The following is a 21293-nucleotide window of genomic DNA, read 5'->3' as shown; positions in this document are numbered from 1 at the left end:
CGCTTTATTAGCCAATTTTCTTAAAGTGGCGTATGATTAAAATATGCAGATGTTACAGATTCAAAAATAAATTATAAGGGGGAAATAGAATGGAGCGCTTAAAAGATAAAGTGGCAATAGTAACAGGCGGGGCTGGTGGAATTGGTTCAGCCATTGTCCGCGCCTATGCTAGAGAAGGGGCAAAAGTAGCAATCGTCGATCTTAATCAAGAAAAAGGCGAGGCTTTAAGCCGTTCTCTAAATGAGGAGGGATATAATACCTTCTTTATCAAGACTGATTTGACTAAAAAATCAGCCTTAGAAACGTGCATTCAAGGGGTTGTTGACCGCTATCATCAAATCGATGTGTTGGTCAATAATGCTCATGCTTCAAGGATGAAGAGCTTCTTAGATATTACAGAAGAAGATTTAGCTCTATCAATGGAGTCTGGTTTCTATGCTACCTTTTTCTTGAGCCAACTAGCTATTCCATATCTTAAAAAGACTAAAGGAAATATCATTAATTTTGGTTCAGGAGCAGCCATTAAGGGTGATAACCATCAAGGGGCTTATGTAGCAGCCAAAGAAGCGATTCGTGGGATTTCGCGTGTGATGGCGAATGAGTTTGGTAAAGATGGTATCAATGTGAATGTCATTTCACCTATAGCCTATTCTGAAGGTGTCGATGCTTGGCGTGCTGAAAACCCTGAATATTATGAAAAAGTCGTTCAAGGTATTCCACTCCAAAAATTTGGTGATATTGACAAAGATATCGCACCAGTCGCAGTTTTTCTAGCAAGTGATGAATCACGTTACATCACAGGTCAAACATTTATGGTTGATGGAGGAAGTATTAAATTATATTAGGAGGAAACAAAATGGAAAGATTAGAAGGTAAAGTTTTAATTATTACTGGCGGCGCTCAAGGGATGGGGAAAGTGCATGCAGAGGTCGCTTTAGCTGAAGGAGCTAAGGTTGTCATTACTGATATTAATGAAGAAAAAGGTAATGAAGTTGCTAAAGAACTTGGTCAAAATGTTCTATTTGTTAAACAAGATGTGACCAAGGAAAGTGACTGGAAAAAGGTAATTGATGCGACAATGGATAAATGGGGCAGGATAGACTCGCTCGTTAATAATGCAGGTATCACTTATAATATGAAAATTGAAGATGTTTCATTAGACGATTACATGAAAATTGTGAATATCAACCAAGTTTCCGTCTTTTTAGGTATTAAAGCCGTAACACCTATTATGAAGCAACAAAAGTATGGTTCTATAATTAACATTTCTTCTATGAATGGTTTAGTAGGTGGGGCGATCGGATATACAGACACTAAGTTTGCGGTTAGAGGAATGACGAAATCAGCAGCGAGAGAGTTATCTCCATATAATATAACCGTTAATTCTGTCCATCCTGGTGTAGTACACACACCAATGTTAGAACAACCGGGTGTTAAGGAAGCGGTTGATAAATTTAAAGAAACTATTCCTATGCGCCGAGTGGCTCAGCCTAAAGAAGTTTCTAATTTAGTTGTATTCTTAGCTTCCGATGAAGCAAGATATTCAACTGGATCTGAGTTTGTCATTGATGGAGGAGTTACAGCTGCTGTTTAAAATTAGCTAGTTACTAGCTTACTCTTATTTTAAAAGCATGCTATCGAATTCACTCAATTATTTCCTATGACACTTTTTAATGCTATAATATAATCAATAAAAAAAGAAAGGTTTGATAAAATGTTGAAATTATACTATGCACCTGGTACTTGTTCCTTGGCTTGCTGGATCGCTTTAGAATGGTCTGGTCTTGAGTATGAAACCATTCGTGTGGATTACAATGATCCTGAGTATCGTAAAATTAATCCTTTAGGAATGGTTCCTGCTCTTGAAATTGGAGCCGATCGTCCGATGACTCAAGCAGGAGCAATTTTACAATACATTGCTAATTCCGTTCCAGAAAAAGATTTAGGACCTAATGAAGGGTTAGAAAATGTTTTTGAGTTTGATGAAACATCTCTATTCCTTTCTGCAGATATTCATCCATCATTCTGGCCGTTCTTTAACCCACAGCGTTATACAACATCTGAAGACATAGATGTAATTGAAATGGCTCGTGCGGCAGCACCTGCTCGTATTGATGCGAACTTCAAACATCTTGATGATATTATTGGTGATTCTAATCACCTCTACCAAAATAAACGTACTGTGCTTGATCCATTAGCATTCATTTTTGCAACTTGGACTAAGAATTTAGAAAAAACGTATAAAGACTATCCAAACGTTAAGCGTATGGTAGAACATCTTAAGGAAGATCCAGCTGTTCAAAAAGTTCTTACTGAAGCTAATGAGTAGGTCAAAAGTGTTGATATAAATTAAAAACAAGAGACATGAAATTAAATTCATGTCTCTTATTTTTAAACAAAAACATTATAACAATAAGCTTTGTAAATATTTAAAATGACTAAGCAATGAGTGGTAAGTTGTATGTATCAACTATTTAAAGTGTTTTATTAAAGTGGATATAAAAAGTTAATCCTTTAAGATTAATCATTAAACCACTTTATTGATTTAATAAAGCTGAAAGATAGTGATTTTTAAATAGTATATTGTTTAATCAGTGAAAGGAAAGAGATGAATTTTATGGCAAGTATTGAAGTCAATAAAAAGGCACCAGACTTTGAATTAGAAGATTTCGAAGGAAAGACAGTTAAGCTTTCAGCTTTCAGAGGAAGTAAAAATGTAATGCTTGTATTAAACAGAGGCTTTATATGACCTTTCTGCCGCAAGCACATGATGCAGTTGCATAAAGATTATAATCAGTTTGAAAAAAGAGACACCGCTATTGTCGTCATTGGTCCTGAAAACGATAAAAAATTCGCAGACTACTGGCATGAAAATGACTTAGAATTTTATGGTCTACCTGATCCAAACCATTCGGTATTAAAATTGTATGGTCAAGAAGTAAATCTTTTTAAGATGGGACGGATGCCAGCTCAAATGTTGGTAGATAAAAAGGGTGAATTGAGATATATTCACTACGGTCATTCCATGAAAGATATCCCTGAAAATAGTGAGATGTTAGATTTGATAGATAGTTTATAATCAATTAACTAAATAAAGAGCAAACAGCACACATGCTGCTTGCTCTTTTGTTTCCTAATCCTATCGAATTATTTAAGATAAATTGGATTATTTTTTAGGCATTTTTTCGTCCTTTAGAATTTCTAATTTATGTGACTCCATCGATTCAATTTCACTGTCATCTGGATCGTCTAATTTTTTTCGATCTTCTGAATTTTCCCAATTTTTCCAATCTTCTTGTGATTTCCATGAGCCTAAAACCACAATTAAATCCTCTTCAATGCCTCTACTGATTGATAAATTAATGAAACCTGGTTGATCATTTATGATTTCACGATTCGATAATTTATTGATGATGCTTTCTGTTTTGCCTACTTTAGGTTTTATATGTTGCATAACTAAAAACATTCATACCATCTCCTTTATTTAAACATTAGCAAAGATGGCATTTATCTTCAATCGATTTGCTCAATCTAACAAGGGATTATTTGTAGTTGTTGATTATTTAATAGGGTTTGGCTGGATGGAAAATTTTAGAATTTAATTTTCGGTGACTTCAACTATTAATTCGTTTGCCATTCATTTGCAGAATAGCATCTATTATTATTTTCAATTTCATTTGCAACAAATAATTTGTGTCCATCATAAAAATATAAGATTTGGTCATTAATGAGCAAAGCAAATGTATGGGCACTTTCAGAATCTTTATTGACTTGACTAGGATCGATCAGTTCAAATTTAGTATCGGCAGGAAAACTGGCGTTGGTCTTCAAATGCATTGCTTGAATGACTTGAACAAAGTCATTACTATTTTTAAATTGAAGCTTAAAATCATTATAATCATCAAGATAGTAATCAAAAGCTTTTTGAAGAATTTCATATGTTTTCTTTTCAACTAGGAAAGCATCTTCATTTTTAAAACTTGTAGCTTTTAATGCGATTCTATTTTCTTGTTCATCATCTAGACCAATCAAATGGTTTACATCGATCACAATTTCATCATTTACTATATAAAGACCAAGGTCTTGATAAACCCTAGCATTTTGATAATTTTCTCGCAGATCATATGCCATTGATTGATAAGGATATAAGCTTTCGGGTTTGCCTTGATTATTTAATAGTACTACCGGTGACACCGTTTTACGAATTAAGCCTGAGCCTAAGCCACCTTCAAACTCTTTGAGACCTCCTGTCAAGATAACGAGGTCTTGATATGGAGCGGGTATAGATTCAATTGTTTCATTCTCATCTACGTAGAAACGTATACTTTCTCCTTTTTCTCGTTGTGTAAAATAGTAGGCCATATTAAATAAGCCACTTTCTTCGATTGAGACAATGATATCTAAGTTAAGATTCAATTTAGGAACTGTTGCTTGTGCTTGATATATACCAACGTACTTTTCAATTTTTTCTGGTGCTTCATATAGACTATCGTCAGGATTAAGAATTTTATCAGGGATAAAATTAGCCTTAATGTGATGTCCTTGGTGATGACCGTCTACTTTCATATGGTTTGTTTCTTTAACATCAGCTTCTGCTTGTGCGAAAGTGGCGTGTGGAAAAAGTAGATTAAGGGTTAAGGCAGTTAAAATTAATAAAGTAATAAATATTCTTTTCATTAGTTCACACCTTTCAGCAATTAGTTGGGTTTAATTCCGTCAATGTATTCATAAGTATTTCCATGATTATCTATTAATTGTCCAGACTGTTGCACAAAAGAAAAAATTTCTTCACCGAATAATTGGACGGTCCAATGATCGTTATTTACAGTGATAGTTGGGCAGGAAATAGTGAAATAATTATAATCATTTTTTTGTGTATATGAAATGTCAGGAATCGTTTGATTAATCAAGTCTAAGATATTTCTTTGTGTCATTTCAGGTGTTATCTGATCTACAATGGCTAGATAAACTTCTTTTAAGTTAATTGGAAGATTATTTTCTTTCTTATATCTCTCTTGAACAGATATAGAATAATTCTTAAGGTCTGGATAAGGGTAAGCATTAAATTCGAATAACCATTCTATAAATTCTTGATCAATGGTGTCATCGTGATGGTCTTTGTTTGATTTAATATCTTTTTCCACATCTTGCTGTTCATTATCATAGTTTTCTTCATGGTCGTGTCCATAAACAGGGTGAGCATACCTTGATTCATTTTTAATATAGATGATTAATTGGTTTTCTTGAAAAAGCAATCCTTCAATACTACTTGCTTCAGGGGCTAGATAGTATCCGCTGAAAGGTAATTCTTTCATGCTTGAGCTTTCAGCTTTAACAAGAGAACAAGGTGAGAGTAGGGAAATAAACAAAAGGAAACTTGCTAAAATAGATTTAAGTTGCATAAGATTCTCCTTAAAGAATAAAAGCACAGCCTTATCTTAGCTGTGCTTTTTGTGACTAATGTATTAATTATTCAGCAGAGCTTTCAGTTACTTCTTCAGGTTCTTCTTCAGAGTTACTGCTTTCTTCAACCGATGAATCTTCAGAACTTTCCTCACTTGTTTCAGAATCTGAACTTTCTTCAACACTTTCTTCAGAAACTTCTTCTACTTCAACTGTTTCTTCAGAAGCTTCTTCTTTATCGTTTTCCTCAATAGATCCAGAAAACTTCTTTGTTACTTCTAAAGGAGCCATTTTAGTATCGCCACCTTCATATAATCCCATGGCTGCTAAAATCTTATAGGCAATATCTGTATTTTCAAAATTACCTTCAAACATTGCAGCGCCAGCACCGATTGCAAAAACTGGAACTTTCTCAGGTGAGTGGTCAACAGTTGTGAATGCTAAACCAGCTTTACGTGCTAATAGACGTGTAGCAGCGATTGATAATGGTTCATATGCATGGTAGCCTTTGATAATATCTGCTTGACCCAGATTACGTTCTTCATATGGTTTCATTGTTTGTTCGAAAGCATAACGTAATTCTGCTAATTCATAAGGTGTTACTAACATTAAGTCTTTGGCTTCTTCTTCACCTTCTTCAGCCGCTTTCTCGACTTCGCCAGCAGTCTTTACAACTTCTTCTGCTTCCAGGTCAAAGATAAATCCGAAGTTTTCTTCTAGTAATGGAACAGCATCTTCAAAAGTCATTTCTGGATTTTCTTCTTTGGCCTTAGCAAAGATTACATCAAATTGTTCTTGAGAAACTTTTTGATTGTCTAGTAAATGGAAGTAAGAGTTATAACCTGTTTCCGAGTTTCCGATGGTGAAACCGCCGGTAGGATGATCAGCAGTTACAACGATTAAAGTTTCTTCAGGATGTTCATAGTAGAAATCAATTGCTTCTTGGATCGAGTCTTGAAAGTCAATCACTTCTTTAATAGTTGTTGCGGCATCATTAGCGTGCTCTGCCCAGTCAATCTTACCAGATTCTGTCATCATGAAGAATCCTTCTTCGTTAGCGCTTAGGACTTCAATTCCTTTAGCGACCATATCTGCTAATGTAGGTTCACCTTCTTGTCGATCAATCGCATATTTCATAGAAGAACCATCTGATTCAGAAAGAACAGATGCAGGTGCATAAACTTTCTCAGTGTCAGCAGTAATAGTATCGAATTCTTCTTGAGTATCTGCTACCATATATCCTTTTTCTTCTAATACCTCGTATAAGTCTTTTTGATCATCTTCAGCACCTGTTCGCTTACCAAGAGAACCCCCTGCAAAATATTCAAAGTTTGAAGCAGCCATTTGTTCACCAATTTCGTAATAATTTCTACGGTGTTCAACGTTTGAATAGAAGGCAGCAGGAGTCGCATGATTTAAAGTTACTGTCGATAGGATACCAACGGCTTTTCCCTGAGCTTGAGCTTTTTCAGCAATTGATTCTGTTTGTTCGGTATAGCCAGGTGTTAGACCAATGACGTTTGAATCAATCTTTACGCCATTTCCAAATGCGGTAGCAGTACCAGCAGAGTCCGGAACATAATGGTCAGCATCGGTTGGGTTTTGCAGACCAACAACAGGAAATTTAGCAAAATTTAACGGTTGAGCGACTGCTTGACCGTTACCTTCGTCACCATTATCTGGACCTAAGTAATATTCAGCCGCAGAAACAGGGATATTTCCCATGCCATCTCCGATAAATAAGAAGACATATTTTGCTCGGTTTTTAGAAATAAGAGATAAATCTTCAGTTAACGCACGGCCTTCTTCCAAGGTTGCTACTGGAAGTTCCGACCATTGACCTTCTTCTTGTTTAGCAAAAGTCATTGTAGGGGCACATACTGACATTAATACAGAAGCACATAATGATAGAATTACTGTTTTTTTCATTGGCTCAATCCTTCTTTATAATTTATTGATGATTTATTCATCTAGATATAAGTTAGCAGAGCATTGTAAATTTTTAGTAAATTCTAAGTAAAAGTAAGGTAAATTTTCAACAATTTATTAAGAAATGACTCCAAATTGTACAAAAGAGAATAAGATTGTTGCGACAAGAGTACAAAGATGAATAACTGGTATATCAATAGGCTACTAGACCAACATAAATGATAATAGCTACGGTATAAACAAGCTAAACACAGCAACTATTACTATGTTAAAATGTAATTATTATTATTTGCTTATAAGTTGAGTTAAAGTCCCCATAAATTTATGATTTTTATCCATTGAGCAAGTTTGTGGAACATTCAAAACACTTTGAAAGTTGTCTTAGTATCGCTGTATAATTAATTTATGTATTTAACCACTTTAACAATCTGTTTTTGATAAGATTAAGGAGAGCAATATGTTAGAAGAATGTATCTATTTTATTAATGGTTTTGGTGGCATGAAGGAAGAGAGTGAAATTTTTTTGAAATTATTGTCTAAAAAAGGCTTAGGAGTAAATTATCTCTATTTACCCGGACATGAAGAGGCCTTTAATGACAATGTAGTAGCTAAAGAAGACCTGATTAACTTTTATAAGGATACTATCGGGGAGAAACCATCTGTTATAATAGGGCATTCTATCGGGGGTGAAATAGCTGCTTTTCTAGCTGCACATTTAAGTAATATTACTAAAGTCATTTTACTTGATGGAGGGATTATCTCAAGTGAAGATTTTGGATTATCACTGGAAGATGAACTGATCAATGCAAAACAGATCCTATCTAGCGGTAATTATAAATATATGAACGAGGAGAGCGTTTTGAATCTTTTGAGTCTTAATCATTCGATTCAGTTATCGATTACTAGTAAAGCATATAAAACACCTACATTGCTTCTGATTAGTGATCTTCAAGAGGTTTTACCAACCAAGCTAAAAAGATCTAAAAATTTAAATGATAATATAAGCATGAAAATTATCGAAAACGCGAGTCATGCTATCTATCAAGACCAACCTGAAAAAATAGCTGAAGAAATTGCTAGTTGGCTGAATATGACTAATTGTAAATAGCTTAAATTATCCTGGTCTTTGTTTGGCAATGATCCGATCTATAGGATATGCTGACATAGGTAATAAGAGGAGACTTGGTATGGAAATCATTAATGTGACTGCTGAAGTTGATCCATTATTTGTAAATGGGCAGTTTCAAATCAGTTTATGAAAGAATATATGGATAGATGGTTAGCCAACTATCAGGATTTACTGTCTGATGACGCCAAAAGAGTGTTTGTTGGTGGGAAGTTTAGCTTTTAAACGATTATTTCCCCATTAAAAAAGGACTTTTTCAGAAAGCAAAAAGCGGTTCAAAGTAGTAGACTCATTTAGGCAAGTAACTGGGGGGTTAAATAAAAAAGTTATTCAAGCATTTGGCAAAGAGCTAGATTTTACAATTATGCTTTATTTAGGTTTATGTAATGGGGCAGGTTGGGTGGTAGAACTGGACAGAAGAACTTATATTCTAGTGGGAATTGAAAAAATGATCGAATGAGATTGGATGAGTAAAGACCGTATGTATGGACTTATTTTTCAAGAATTAGGGCATGTCTATCATCAACAATATGGTAATTTTGACCAATTTGAGCAAGGTGAAAACTATTTTTTATGGTTACTCTTTACCGAAGGAATTGCAATGTATTTTGAGCAAGTCTTAGCAGGAAATTTGAATTATTTTCATCAAAAGACTAATGGATGGTTAGAATCGTGCAATCTTCACTTAACGACTATCAATAAAGATTTTGATAATGATATCAGCAAAATGACCACTGAGAATTAAATTTTCTTTGGTGATAGGTTAAGATGTCAAGTAAGACCCGATTGTGGATATCCAGGAGCACTTTTTGTACAATATATCTGATCTAAGGTTCATTTTAATCAAGTGGGGGGTTTGTGGCTGGAATTTTTAAATTGTAGCTATATTCGATGACTGATCATAAAGTATGTTGTGACTTAGCAAGGTATAGACTGAAGGGTATTTTAGGTTAACCTAAAAATTTATTGCAAGTAATCTAATTTTGTTATAAAATATTATTAGGGAATGGCTGTAGCTTTATATAATTAATTAAGTTTAATGGTGACATTGAGTTTTTATATAGTAAGTTTAGAAGTCTAGTTAATCGCTAATTCTATATAAATTCTTAAGGGATTTAAGCTTTGAAGGCCAGTCCTATATCTTATTAATTAGTTAAAATGATTAGTTATTAAAGGAAGTGGTGTGAATAGTAGTGATTATTTTTTAAGCTATTCTTTAGAAAAATATTTAAAGACTAGCCAGAATAAATGAAGAAGTTCTCTATTATTAGAATGGACTCTAAAAAATCTTATTTAAAGAAAGGAAATGACTATGACAATCAATCAAGAATTAATACAATCATTCAAAACAAAATATCAAGCAGAAACGATCAATCATGCAGTAGAAAATGCGGTAGCTAAAGTTGGGTTCAATCAAGCTTCATTTAATAATGAGGCCGTGAGAGACCATACCTTCGTTTTCTCCGATGAAACAAAAAGAGGCAAGATTACCGATCAGAAGAAAAGCGGTCGTTGCTGGATGTTTGCTGCCTTAAACGGTGCGCGTGTAAATACAATGGAAGAGTTAAATTTAGAAACTTTTGAATTTTCGCAAAATTATACCCTCTTCTGGGATAAGCTAGAAAAATCAAACTTCTTCTTGGATTCTATCATTGAAACGGTAGAGGAACCTTTAAATTCACGTGTGGTACAACATTTATTGCAAGCGCCGGTCGAAGATGGTGGACAATGGGATATGTTCACAGCCTTACTACAAAAGTATGGTTCAGTTCCTAAATCGGTAATGCCAGAAACTTACCATTCTTCTAATACTTATGAAATGGTAGCAATCATTACTAAACGTTTAAGAGCCTTTGCTAAAGAATTAAGAACGGCTTTTCAAAATAAGGCTTCAAAAGAAGATTTGAAAGCAATGAAAGAGGATATGCTGTATGTTATATACAACATCTTAGTTAAAGCCTTGGGACAGGTTCCAGAGAAGTTCTCTTACAGTTATCGCGACAAGGATGGAAAATATCACCGTATTGAAGACATCACACCACAAGATTTCTTTAATAAGTATGTGGGTTGGGATTTAGAAGGTAAAGTCAGTGTAATCAACGCACCGACTGAAGATAAGCCTTTCGGACGGGCGTTCACTGTTAAATATTTAGCCTCTGTAGCCGAAGGCCATCCGATTACTTATATTAATGCACCAATTGAAGTGCTTAAAGAAGCTGCAATTGCTTCAATCAAAGATGGCAAGCCAGTTTGGTTTGGTTGTGATGTTGGTAAGATGAGTGATCGTGAATTGGGTATTATGGATAAAGACTTATACGAATATGAGGCTATCTTAGCTGAAGCGCCTCAATTAAATAAGGCTGAGCGCTTAGATTATGGGGAGAGTTTATTAACTCACGCCATGCTTTTAGTAGGTGTGGACCTAGATGCTGATGGTAAACCAGTCAATTGGAAGGTTGAGAACAGTTGGGGTGAAAAATCTGGCGATAAAGGTATCTTCTCAATGAGTGATCAATGGTTTGACGAGTATAACTATCAAGTGACTGTTGATAAGAAATACCTTGATCAAAAATGGTTAGATGCTCTTAATCAACCAGTCATTGAATTAGAACCATGGGATCCAATGGGATCTTTAGCTGATTGGAACTAAGATGATCCAGTTTAAAATAACCCCTAAATTTAATAATTAAATATAAACAAATAACTCCTTAGATCATGAAGACAGTATAATTTGCAGAGAGCATTATACATGTGTAATTATGAATCAAAGGAGTTTTTTGATCTGTTTTTTTAGAAAAAATAGAAATACTATTACAAAAAATATTAACATTTCGATCTATCTTATTAAGAAGCTTTAATAATAGTCTATACATTCAACATTTTTAAATAATAGTCTATACATTCAAAACTTGACCAAATTTACTATAAAAGGTATATTTATTTTTTATAGTAAAAATTACGAGGAGGATCAGAATGGAACAGAATCAAGGACTGTTTAAAAAGCTCAGTGTCTTAATCTTAATGTTTATATTGCTTTTGCCTGTTAAAATGATTGTAGGTGCTGAAGACAAGAAGTTATCAACTATTAATAGTGAACAGATCCAAGAAGGACTTGAAGATCCTGGTGTTTTAAAAGTAGGAATGGAAGCTAATTATTCACCTTTTAACTGGTCGCAACCTTCTCTAGTAAATGGAGCGCTCCCTATTTCTAACTCTAAAGGAGAGTTTGGCAATGGCTATGATGTCCATATCGCACAAGAGTTAGCGCAACAGTTAGGTTTGGAATTAGAAATTGTAAAATTAGAGTGGGATGGTTTACCTCCAGCTTTAAATTCTGGTAAGGTAGATGCTATCATTGCTGGCATGTCGGTCACACCAGAGCGTAAGAAGGAAATTGACTTTTCTGATAATTATTATGAAAGTCAGATGGTCCTGGTAGTTCGCAAAGATTCTGATTTTGTCGATGCTCAATCCATCGAAGATTTTTCAAATGCTAAAGTAACCGCTCAGCTAAATACCTTCCATTATGGCTTAATCGATCAAATACCTAATGTCCAGAAAGGGACAGCTTTGGATTCTTTTCCAACCATGATTTCTTCCGTCCTATCAGGTAAAATTGATGCTTATTTATCGGAAGAACCAGGAGCCATGGCTGCTGTAGCTGCTAACACCGACTTAACTTATGTAAAATTTACTAAAGAGAATGGCTTTGATCTGAGTCAGGTAGATACAGGAATCGCGATTGGTTTACGTAAAGGAAGTCCTTTGGTGGAACCAATTAATCAAGCTTTAAGTCAGATTGATGAAGAGGAACGGATAGCATTGATGAAAGAAATGGTAGAACTCAATCAAGGTCAAGAAAACCTTAGCTTTTGGCAAGATGTTCAGGCTTTGTGGGCTAGTTACGGTAATCAATTTATTCGTGGTGCCTTGAACACTCTATTCATTGCGCTGTTTGCAACCATTGTGGGGTCCGTGATTGGACTCTTGATTGCAGTGATCCGTTCAATGAAGGACTTGTTCCAAAAAGGTCGCCCTTCTTATTATTTGTTTAAAGTAGTTGATTTTCTTTTAGTTACCTACATCGAAATTTTTAGAGGAACACCGATGATGGTTCAAGCCATGTTAATTTTTTATGGTCTAAAACTATTCTTTGATATTGATCTTTCTTCAATGACAGCAGCTTTATTTATTGTTTCAATTAATACAGGTGCCTATCTATCTGAAGTCATGCGTGGAGGTATTCAAGGGGTGGATAAGGGACAATATGAAGGGGCAAAAGCAATTGGTATGACCCACGGTCAAACCATGCGACATGTGGTATTACCGCAAGCTGTCTTATCGATTCTACCAACTTTAGGAAATGAGTTTGTGATTAATATCAAAGATACTTCCGTTTTAAATGTTATAGCAGTGACAGAATTGTTCTTTGTTTCCAAGTCTGTCGCAGGATCGACCTATCAGACTTTCCAGACCTTCTTGATTACCTCAGTGATTTATTTTGTTTTAACGTTTACGACCACTCGTATTTTAAATTTAATTGAGAGAAAGGTGTCAGGTTCTCATTCTTATACAGTTGTTCAGTCTTCATCCACAGAAGCGGTCAAGGGGGTGAAAACACATGACTAATGAAAATAAAATCTTAGAGATTGCTCACTTATCTAAAAAATTTGGGGACAACTTAGTCTTAAAAGACATTGATTTTAGCGTGAAACAAGGAGAGGTCATCTCTATTATTGGCTCTTCAGGTTCAGGAAAATCAACCCTTCTGAGATGTCTCAATCTTCTAGAGCAACCGAGCGGAGGGGATATTCTTTATAAAGGCAAGTCAGTGATGACCAATCATTACCCTTTGAATCACTATCGAGCAGAAGTGGGAATGGTTTTCCAACAGTTTAACCTTTTTAATAATATGAATGTTTTGAAAAATTGTGCCATTGGACAAGTTAAAATCTTGGGACGGACAAAAGAAGAAGCAGAGCAAATTGCTATGGCCAACTTGACTAAGGTGGGCATGGCTCCTTATGTCAATGCGCGTCCTAAACAATTGTCAGGTGGACAACAGCAAAGAGTTGCTATTGCTCGGGCTTTATCAATGGATCCAGAATTATTACTGTTTGATGAGCCGACTTCAGCGCTTGACCCAGAAATGGTAGGAGAGGTATTAGATACCATGACCCAATTAGCAAGAGAGGGTCTGACAATGATAGTAGTGACTCATGAAATGGCTTTTGCCCGTGATGTTTCTAGTCGGGTTGTTTTTATGGACAAAGGTGTAATTGTGGAAGATGGCTTAGCCCAGCAAGTGATTAATGAGCCTCAGCATGAGCGAACTAAATTGTTCCTAAGTCGTTTTCATAAAGAGCAAATGTAAAAATTAATAGACCTAAAAGAGGTGATCTTTATGACCACCTCTTTTAATAAGATCTAATTAGAGCGATGGTGTTATAATAAAAAAGCAGCTAATAAACTTAAAAGATTAAGGATGATGTTATGGAAGCAAAAATACCAACAAGACTCTCAAGGGTGAGCCTGCTCTTAAAAGAAGAGGGCCTAAGTCGGTTAGCTCAATCAAGAGTGGTAGTATTGGGGCTAGGCGGAGTAGGTTCTGCTTGTGCTGAGGCGTTAGCTCGAGGAGGAGTAGGCTATTTAACGATAATTGATGGAGATATTATTGAAGAAAGCAATATTAATCGTCAAGCTTTAGCCTTTTCATCAACCGTGGGTAAGGTTAAAGCAGATGTTATGAAAGCGATGATCGCTGAAATCAATCCGGACTGCCAAGTGGATGCCCGTCAAATATTTCTAACCAAAGAAAATATTGAGGAAATTTTAACTGATCTAGTAGGAGTGGATTATATAATTGATTGTATTGATACTATCTCTCAAAAATTAGAAATTGCAGCCTTTTGTCAAAAAGAAAAATTGCCCTTAATTTCATCTATGGGGGCAGCGAATAAATTAGATCCGACTTACTTAAACTTTAGTAAAATAGAAAAGACCTCTTATTGTCCCCTTTCAAAGATTATACGTCTAGAGTGCCGTAGAAGAGGCATTAAAAATTTAGAGGTTCTTTATTCTAATGAACAACCCTTCAAAGTTGAAAATCCTACTGGCAATACAAAATCACAAACCTTAGGTTCGATGAGCTATATGCCACCAATTATGGGAATGATGCTAGCAGGAAAAGTGATCCGACGTTTGGCAGGGAAGGAAGAATATAAAGTTTGGTAAATCGAAGTAAGAAGGAGAGGAGAGACTATGAATTTATTAGATAGTCACTATCACTTTGATTTTATAAAAGATCAACAGGCTCGTCAGTTATTTTTAGAAACAATTGCTAAAGAAAAGCTTAAAATTGTGGCTCAAACTGTCACACCCTCAGGTTTTATTGAGTTAAAGGATAGCCTCAAAAAAATGGATTGTGATCAAAAGTTTCTGCCTTATTTATCTTTAGGTTTTCATCCTTGGTGGATTAAGTCTAAGGAACAAGCGAATAAGGAGTTAGCTATCTTTCAAGGAGAATTAGACCAATCTCTTTTAATAGGAGAAGTCGGTTTAGATTTTTCGACCAATGGATTGGAAAAAGCGGATGAGGACTTACAGATTTATGTTTTCTCAAACATTCTATCACTATTAGCTGAGCGTTTAAATAATCATTATGTATTATCAATCCACGCAGTACAATCAGCTTCAAAAGTATTGGACTTAATAGAAAGTCATTCTGCTAAGAATATTACGGCAATTTTACACCGCTTTAATGGAACCAGTGATCAATTAACCAGACATCGAGATCAAGGAGGTTATCTATCTGTTCATCCGACGATGTTAAATACAAAAAAAGGACGCGCCTATGTTCAACAAATAGCTGGAGATCACATTTTACTTGAGAGTGATTGGCCAAGGGAGGATAAGATTATTTGTGATAGAAAAGAAGTTCAGCATATGGCTAAATCTTTAAAAGAACTTCTTAGGCAAACCGTCATAGATTTATCAGCCATCCGACAAGAAGAGATGGGACCAGTTATCGCTAGGACGCAAGCCAAAATTTATAAAGTATAAAATCACTTTGAAAGGGATAAGCCTAATATGAATATCGAACTTGTTAAGTTAGAGAAAAAACATCAGCTACTATTAATTGAGATGATCGAAGAATGGAAAGAAGATATAGAAAAAAATCAAACAGATGGTTCGCCATCGGCCATCTTTCGTCATGATCCACATGATTTTGGAGGATATATTAAGAGTATAGAAGATAAAGAAGCTGTACACTCAGACCGTGTACCGGATTCGACCTTTTTTTGTCTCGACCGCAATCGGAATGTTTTGGTAGGGGCAGTGAATATTCGCCATTATTTAAATGATGGCCTTTTACTAAAGGGTGGACATATAGGAGACGGTATTCGACCGAGTGAGCGACGCAAAGGTTATGCCACAGCAATGATAGGTTTAGCACTAAAAGAGTGTAAACGAATCGGTATAAAAAGGGTTTTAATGATTTGTAATAAAGAAAATATTGGGTCCGCGAAATCCATTCAAAAAAATGGTGGCGTTTTAGAAAATGAAGTAGTTTATCCTGATGGCACTGTCGATCAAAGGTATTGGATAGAGCTAAGGGATGAATAATGAAGTATTATCTTTTCAAAAATTGTTCTATTTTTTGAGCATACTTAACTAGAAAATGATGAGTTAAAGACAAAGTATGTGGTGAATCGTTAAAAACAACTTGCAAAGGGCTTAAGGTATTTGTTAGAGTAAAAAAGTTAAAAACACAATTAGAAAGGTGACATTATTTTGCATTCGATAAACTTTGAAACATTTAAACGCTTTGCTTTTCCCGTTCATCTTGGAATTATCATGCCCTTAATTATGACTGCCATGCAGGGGCAAGTCGTATTCCCTGAAATGTTAGTTAAACTATCTGTTCTTTTACCCGTTTCAGTAATTCTTGGGGCGTATCTTCTTGATATACCAAAAATGTCTGAGCAATTCAATGAATTACTAGGTATCCAGCATCCAGAATGGTTAAAATTCGTAGTGGGACAATTCCCACCCGCCTTGATCTTTTCTTTTGTCATGGGCTTTCTTGGAGTATGGATGGAAGTGGGCATAAACGGCCAAGCTTTTTTGGATGTTTTAAAGGGGCTTCCCTTAACAGTTTTTATCTCTATGATTATTCAAATGCTCGTGAGCCTATTGATTGATAAGGGCTATCAAAAATGGTTCTTTTCAAATTAAGCAGTTAATTAAATAGAAAAGAACGGTTAACTAGATAATTCTACTAGTTAACCGTTTTTGATTAAGGAAGATTACTATAAAAAGTAGCGGTTAGAGCTTGAACGGTTAGTGAAACGAGACTGATAGCTATCCAACAAGAGAGGCCAAGTAAAATGGGTTTCTTTCCTTCTCTAATTAGTTCACTTAATTGAGAGTTTAACCCGATAGCCGCCATAGCCATACTGATAAAAAATTTAGCGAGAGTTTTTATCAGGGGAACAAACTTTTCGACGTAACTATAGGTAAATGCATTTGTTGGAAGAAGGTCCACTATGGAAGTGACTAAGGCAGCTAAAATAAAATAGAGAATAAATGTAGGAAGTAAGTGAAAAATAGTGGCTTTTGCGTGTTCATTTTCCTTACGAGCTTGCATCAAAGATAGACCTATCGTAATGGGAATAATGGCTAGTGTTCGTGTTAATTTGACCGTTACTGCAGCAGATAGGATGCCTTCCACTTGATAGAAGCTTTCTGCTGTCGCTGCTGCGGCAGTCACTGAAGAAGTGTCATTAACTGCAGAACCTGCGAAGATAGCAAAACCTTCTGTTCCTAATCCTAAGTTATAACCTAAAGTAGGGAAAATCAAAGCAGCCAGTACATTAAAAATAAAAATAATTGAAATAGCCTGAGCAACTTGCTTATCATCTGCTTCAATAACTGGAGCAGTGGCTGCAATTGCAGAACCTCCACAAATAGCTGATCCGACCCCAATTAAAGTCGCTAATTTCGTTTCCATCTTAAATTGCTTATGAAAGAACCAAGCAACCAGTAGCGCAATCGAGATAGTAGCAACTATTACAGGTAAGCTTTTGCTACCAACTTTAATAATCATTGAGAGGTTCAAGGAGAAACCTAATAAAACAACTGCCCATTGTAGGATATTTTTCGCTGAAAAGCGAATACCGAGATGAAAAATGGCATGATTAGCTAATTGGGGCTGAATGAGACTGATGATCATGCCTATTAAGATAGCAAAGACGGGTGCTCCAATAATCGCCAGTGAAAAGTTTCCAATCGATACACTAGCTAAAAGGCTAGCAAAAATAGCAATCAAGAAACATAAAAGAAGTCCTGGAAGTTTATTTTTTACTGAGTTCATGTAAAGAGATCTCCTTTAATTTTATATCACATCTATCCTACCAAACTTTATTAATTAATAAAATAACAAAAACCCTACTTTTTCTAATAAAGATAGGCGAACTAGTTAGGCATAGAAATAAACAATGCAGATAAGTAGGATAATCGTCCCACAAAGGTGGCAAATAAGAGATATACTAGCTTCTCTTTTATATTGCTTCATTAAGAGTTGATCATAGGAAGTGAGTTTATCTTTAGGAAATTTCCTTCTGCCGATAAGATAGAGTATGATATTTGAAGAGTTGTTTCCAGCGATATTAAAAATACCCCAAAATTTGGGATGTTTTAACCCTCGCGCCTTAGCATCAATAATAGTCATTTTATAGATGAAGTAAGCTAATAAGCTGCCAGAAGCTAGCGCAATGGTAGCGACAATTACAATTATAAATATTTTGATAGTTTCATTCATTTTTACGCCTCCTATATTCTTTGAATGATTTCATGAATAATGATTCCTGCCGTTATGGCCATTATAATAAAAATAGCAAGTAGCCATTCGACATGGTTAGGCATCAGGTGATGGAGTATGAATAGTGCTAAGATGATAGTTAAACTAATTAAAATAATCTTAAATAAATGTTTGTTACTACGAACTACATTTGAACTTTCTTGATAATGATTAATCAATTTTTCGTCTCCTTTCATCAATTGATCCAGACTAATTTGATAAAGATTGCTAAGGTCTATGACACTCCGAATATCAGGGTAATTTTTCTCGTTTTCCCAATTTGAAACGGATTGCCGAGTAACCCCAATTTTTTCTGCAACTTCTTCTTGAGTTAAATTTGCATGCAAGCGTGCTGTTTTGAGTTGTTGGCCAAGACTCATAATGTCGCCTCCTTCTGTTTTAAATTTAGCATTTTCACTTGATATGTCTAGCGAAAGTCTTTTACATTCGTAAAATAATAGTGGAAAAGATGTTTTACATGACCCTATCATCCATTTTAAGACCTTGATGGGCAAATTTAATCAAAAATTACTAATAAATGATATAATAGGCTCTGTTAAAAAATCTGAAAACACAAAATATCATGTTTGAAGTTAGGTTGGAACGAAAAGAGGGGGATACAATGAACAGGTTAAATTTTTGGTCTAACCAAGTACAGGGAATTCAAACGCTCTATTCTAGTCGTAAACTACGTTTTAGTAAGGAAAATGCCAATGCTTATCAAACCATTTTTAATATCGATCAAAAACTTCCTCTTAGAATTTTAGAAATAGGTTGTGGGCCGGGTGCTTTATGTCAGGTATTAAAAGATTGGTACCCGAATGCCAATGTAATTGGATTAGACCGCGATCACAACTTCATAGAATTTGCTAAAGAAAACATTCCTGAAGTTTAATTTTTAGAGGGTGATATTTATAAGCTTCCTTTTGAGGAAAATAGTTTTGATGTTATTCTTTCGAATACAGTGGTTGAGCACATTGAAACAAACACTTTCTTTAAAACACAGTATCATTTATTAAAATCCGGAGGAGTCTGTCTTTGTCTCAGTCAAGCTCAAGGGGTCATTCACCAAGCACCGGCTTTGCTTTCTTTTAATGAAGATGAAAATACCTTTTGGCAGCAGATTGAAGTCTTAACAAACGGCCAAGATGATAGTATCCAAACTTTTCAACTAGGTAAGTATAAATTAAACGAGCAAGAATTGCCTCAAACAATGGAAAAGTTTGGTTTCCAAGACGTCTCAATGTCCTATGTTACGACTCATTTGACCCCGGATAATCCACAAGTAAGTGATCGCTTGGCTCATGCGATGATTGAGAGCGACCGTCTCGGTGATCTTGAAATATTGAACAGATTATTCAAGAATCCCCTTTTAAAAGAATTACAAAAAGACATTGAACAAATGATTGCAAAGACCAATCAAAAGTATGATAAAAGATGGGTGCTTTATCAAAAGGGCCAAAACAGTGGGATACGAAGATTTCTACTACCAACGTCCTTAGAGGAATAAAATGAAGCCATTAAAACTTATTGAAAGATCTTTTTTCTTTCACTAAGTTTTTGGTGATTGTAATTAGTGCTTCAACTTGTTACTATTTATTGAGATATGGAGGAGTAGCAATGAGAAATTTAGATTTATTAAACGGTAAGATATTTAAAACAATGTTGAAATTATCGACGCCTTTAATGTTAACTGCTTTTATTCAAATGACTTACACTTTAACCGATATTGCCTGGATTGGAAGACTCTCTACTGAGGCTGTAGCTGCAGCAGGACAAGTTGGCTTTGCTTTGTGGATTGCTTCGAGTTTGATGTTGATCCCTCGAATTGGAATGAGTGTCCTGACGGCACAAGCCTATGGGGCACGAGATGAAAAGACAGCACGCTCTTATATTAACAATGGTTTTTGGTTAGCCCTTATAATGGGACTTGCTTTTGGAGGCCTCTTAATTTTATTTAAAGATCCCTTTATTAATTTCTTCCAATTAGAAGATGACGTCAATCAACTGACTGAAGAATATTTGATTGTGATTGCTTCGGGTGTTTTTTTATTTTTTATTAACCCTGTTATATCTGGAGCCTATAATAGTTTAGGTAATAGTAAAACACCTTTTGCCGTCAATACTCTCGGACTGGTTATTAATATTATCTTAGATCCCATCTTAATTTTTGGCTTAGGGCCTCTTCCAGCCCTAGGGATTAAAGGGGCTGCTATGGCAACTATTTTTGCTCAGTTTATGGTATTTATTTTGTATCTTTATGCTATTTATCGCCAAGGAGATTTACTTTACCGCAGTCGCATCCACTTGTGGTCATTTAACAGTAAGAATCTAGGGCAAATCATTAAAGTAGGACTACCACCTTCTATTCAGTCGAATGCACACGCTTTAGTCAGTGTGTTACTAAATCGTTATGTTGCTTCCTATGGTGCTATGCCTTTAGCTGTTACCAGTGTGGGGTCAAACATTGAATCCATTTCATGGATGACCACTGAAGGTTTTGCAGTAGCGATTACGGCTATGGTAGGGCAGAATTATGGAGCTAAACTTTATGAACGAGTAGAAGGGATTTATCAAACGACCATTCGCTCCTTATTAGCCATTGGTTCATTTGCGACCTTAGTTCTTATCGTATTTAGAATGCAGTTCTTCAAGCTATTTATACCAGATGACCAGCAAGCTATCGCTTTAGGAGCTGTTTATTTACTTGTCTTTGGTTTAAGCCAATTATTTATGAGTTTTGAAATTGGTGGAAGTGGCTTCCTTAACGGTTTAGGAAATACTCAAGCCCCTGCCACTGTGAATACTGTTTGTAATTTGTTGAGAATCCCATTTGCTTGGCTGTTTATGCCTAATTATGGTGTGGTTGGAGTTTGGATTGCTATGTCTCTTTCCACTGCTTTAAAAGGAATAATTATTTACTTATTAGCTCGTAAGAATTGGAAAAAGCTCTACCTGTCTCATGCTAATTAG

21 protein-coding genes and 1 pseudogene are annotated in these 21293 nt (G+C 35.3%); 15 read left to right on the top strand and 7 right to left on the bottom strand.

Annotated features, from left to right (window positions below; all coding sequences use genetic code 11):
* The first annotated feature begins 89 nt into the window (after nt 1–89).
* From ACQV2O_RS02820 to ACQV2O_RS02805, 4 genes are all read left to right on the top strand, one after another.
* A complete protein-coding gene (locus tag ACQV2O_RS02820; protein WP_428874064.1) occupies nt 90–845 on the top strand; it encodes an SDR family NAD(P)-dependent oxidoreductase in 756 nt (251 codons plus the stop codon).
* Between the two features lie 11 nt (nt 846–856).
* Nucleotides 857–1594: an SDR family NAD(P)-dependent oxidoreductase gene (locus ACQV2O_RS02815; protein ID WP_428874065.1), complete on the top strand. Its 738-nt coding sequence runs from the start codon at nt 857–859 to the stop codon at nt 1592–1594.
* A 120-nt stretch (nt 1595–1714) separates the two neighbouring features.
* Nucleotides 1715–2329, top strand: a complete 615-nt coding sequence (locus ACQV2O_RS02810) for a glutathione S-transferase family protein (RefSeq protein WP_428874066.1) — start codon at nt 1715–1717, stop codon at nt 2327–2329.
* A gap of 288 nt (nt 2330–2617) precedes the next feature.
* The gene (locus ACQV2O_RS02805; RefSeq protein WP_428874926.1) at nt 2618–3079 is read left to right on the top strand and encodes a peroxiredoxin family protein; all 462 of its coding nucleotides are present in this window, start codon (nt 2618–2620) and stop codon (nt 3077–3079) included.
* An 87-nt stretch (nt 3080–3166) separates the two neighbouring features.
* On the opposite strand, the gene ACQV2O_RS02800 is transcribed toward ACQV2O_RS02805, so the two are convergent.
* The 4 genes from ACQV2O_RS02800 to ACQV2O_RS02785 all read right to left on the bottom strand — a co-directional run bounded on the left by ACQV2O_RS02800 (nt 3167) and on the right by ACQV2O_RS02785 (nt 7332).
* Nucleotides 3167–3466 carry an antibiotic biosynthesis monooxygenase family protein gene (locus ACQV2O_RS02800; protein ID WP_428874925.1) on the bottom strand — a complete coding sequence of 100 codons (300 nt, stop codon included), beginning with the start codon at nt 3464–3466 and terminating at the stop codon, nt 3167–3169.
* A 155-nt stretch (nt 3467–3621) separates the two neighbouring features.
* Nucleotides 3622–4677: a hypothetical protein gene (locus ACQV2O_RS02795; protein ID WP_428874924.1), complete on the bottom strand. Its 1056-nt coding sequence runs from the start codon at nt 4675–4677 to the stop codon at nt 3622–3624.
* 20 nt (nt 4678–4697) lie between these two features.
* Nucleotides 4698–5402 (bottom strand): hypothetical protein, encoded by a 705-nt coding sequence (locus ACQV2O_RS02790; RefSeq protein WP_428874923.1) that lies wholly within the window; start codon nt 5400–5402, stop codon nt 4698–4700.
* Nucleotides 5403–5469: 67 nt separating this feature from the next.
* The gene (locus ACQV2O_RS02785) at nt 5470–7332 is read right to left on the bottom strand and encodes an alkaline phosphatase (protein WP_428874922.1); all 1863 of its coding nucleotides are present in this window, start codon (nt 7330–7332) and stop codon (nt 5470–5472) included.
* A 457-nt stretch (nt 7333–7789) separates the two neighbouring features.
* On the opposite strand from ACQV2O_RS02785, the gene ACQV2O_RS02780 reads away from it, so the two are divergent.
* The 9 genes from ACQV2O_RS02780 (at nt 7790) to ACQV2O_RS02740 (ending at nt 16696) form a co-directional block, all read left to right on the top strand.
* Entirely contained in the window at nt 7790–8440 is a 651-nt protein-coding gene (locus ACQV2O_RS02780; protein WP_428874921.1) for an alpha/beta hydrolase, read from the top strand.
* 484 nt (nt 8441–8924) lie between these two features.
* The gene (locus tag ACQV2O_RS02775) at nt 8925–9203 is read left to right on the top strand and encodes a hypothetical protein (protein ID WP_428874920.1); all 279 of its coding nucleotides are present in this window, start codon (nt 8925–8927) and stop codon (nt 9201–9203) included.
* A 567-nt stretch (nt 9204–9770) separates the two neighbouring features.
* On the top strand, nt 9771–11108 hold the full coding sequence (locus ACQV2O_RS02770) for an aminopeptidase C (protein WP_428874919.1): 1338 nt from the start codon (nt 9771–9773) through the stop codon (nt 11106–11108).
* Nucleotides 11109–11431: 323 nt separating this feature from the next.
* The gene (locus ACQV2O_RS02765; RefSeq protein WP_428874918.1) at nt 11432–13087 is read left to right on the top strand and encodes an ABC transporter substrate-binding protein/permease; all 1656 of its coding nucleotides are present in this window, start codon (nt 11432–11434) and stop codon (nt 13085–13087) included.
* Entirely contained in the window at nt 13080–13832 is a 753-nt protein-coding gene (locus ACQV2O_RS02760) for an amino acid ABC transporter ATP-binding protein (protein WP_428874917.1), read from the top strand. The genes ACQV2O_RS02765 and ACQV2O_RS02760 overlap by 8 nt, the downstream gene beginning before the upstream one ends.
* A gap of 119 nt (nt 13833–13951) precedes the next feature.
* Nucleotides 13952–14692 carry a tRNA threonylcarbamoyladenosine dehydratase gene (locus ACQV2O_RS02755; protein ID WP_428872701.1) on the top strand — a complete coding sequence of 247 codons (741 nt, stop codon included), beginning with the start codon at nt 13952–13954 and terminating at the stop codon, nt 14690–14692.
* 27 nt (nt 14693–14719) lie between these two features.
* A complete protein-coding gene (locus ACQV2O_RS02750; protein WP_428874916.1) occupies nt 14720–15520 on the top strand; it encodes a TatD family hydrolase in 801 nt (266 codons plus the stop codon).
* A gap of 27 nt (nt 15521–15547) precedes the next feature.
* Nucleotides 15548–16084, top strand: coding sequence for a GNAT family N-acetyltransferase (locus ACQV2O_RS02745; protein ID WP_428874914.1), 537 nt, complete (start codon nt 15548–15550; stop codon nt 16082–16084).
* 168 nt (nt 16085–16252) lie between these two features.
* Entirely contained in the window at nt 16253–16696 is a 444-nt protein-coding gene (locus tag ACQV2O_RS02740; protein ID WP_428874913.1) for a hypothetical protein, read from the top strand.
* 61 nt (nt 16697–16757) lie between these two features.
* On the opposite strand, the gene ACQV2O_RS02735 is transcribed toward ACQV2O_RS02740, so the two are convergent.
* The 3 genes from ACQV2O_RS02735 to ACQV2O_RS02725 all read right to left on the bottom strand — a co-directional run bounded on the left by ACQV2O_RS02735 (nt 16758) and on the right by ACQV2O_RS02725 (nt 18700).
* On the bottom strand, nt 16758–17834 hold the full coding sequence (locus tag ACQV2O_RS02735) for a YeiH family protein (protein WP_428874912.1): 1077 nt from the start codon (nt 17832–17834) through the stop codon (nt 16758–16760).
* A 105-nt stretch (nt 17835–17939) separates the two neighbouring features.
* A complete protein-coding gene (locus tag ACQV2O_RS02730) occupies nt 17940–18281 on the bottom strand; it encodes a hypothetical protein (protein WP_090289173.1) in 342 nt (113 codons plus the stop codon).
* 11 nt (nt 18282–18292) lie between these two features.
* Entirely contained in the window at nt 18293–18700 is a 408-nt protein-coding gene (locus ACQV2O_RS02725; RefSeq protein ID WP_428872707.1) for a helix-turn-helix domain-containing protein, read from the bottom strand.
* Nucleotides 18701–18903: 203 nt separating this feature from the next.
* On the opposite strand from ACQV2O_RS02725, the pseudogene ACQV2O_RS02720 reads away from it, so the two are divergent.
* Both ACQV2O_RS02720 and ACQV2O_RS02715 read left to right on the top strand, forming a co-directional pair.
* Nucleotides 18904–19830, top strand: a pseudogene (locus ACQV2O_RS02720) (class I SAM-dependent methyltransferase).
* 110 nt (nt 19831–19940) lie between these two features.
* Nucleotides 19941–21293 carry an MATE family efflux transporter gene (locus ACQV2O_RS02715; RefSeq protein ID WP_428872711.1) on the top strand — a complete coding sequence of 451 codons (1353 nt, stop codon included), beginning with the start codon at nt 19941–19943 and terminating at the stop codon, nt 21291–21293.

It is taken from the genome of Facklamia sp. P13055 (assembly GCF_050409445.1).
Lineage (GTDB): Bacteria > Bacillota > Bacilli > Lactobacillales > Aerococcaceae > Facklamia.
This window is presented reverse-complemented; position numbering and strand designations above follow the sequence as displayed.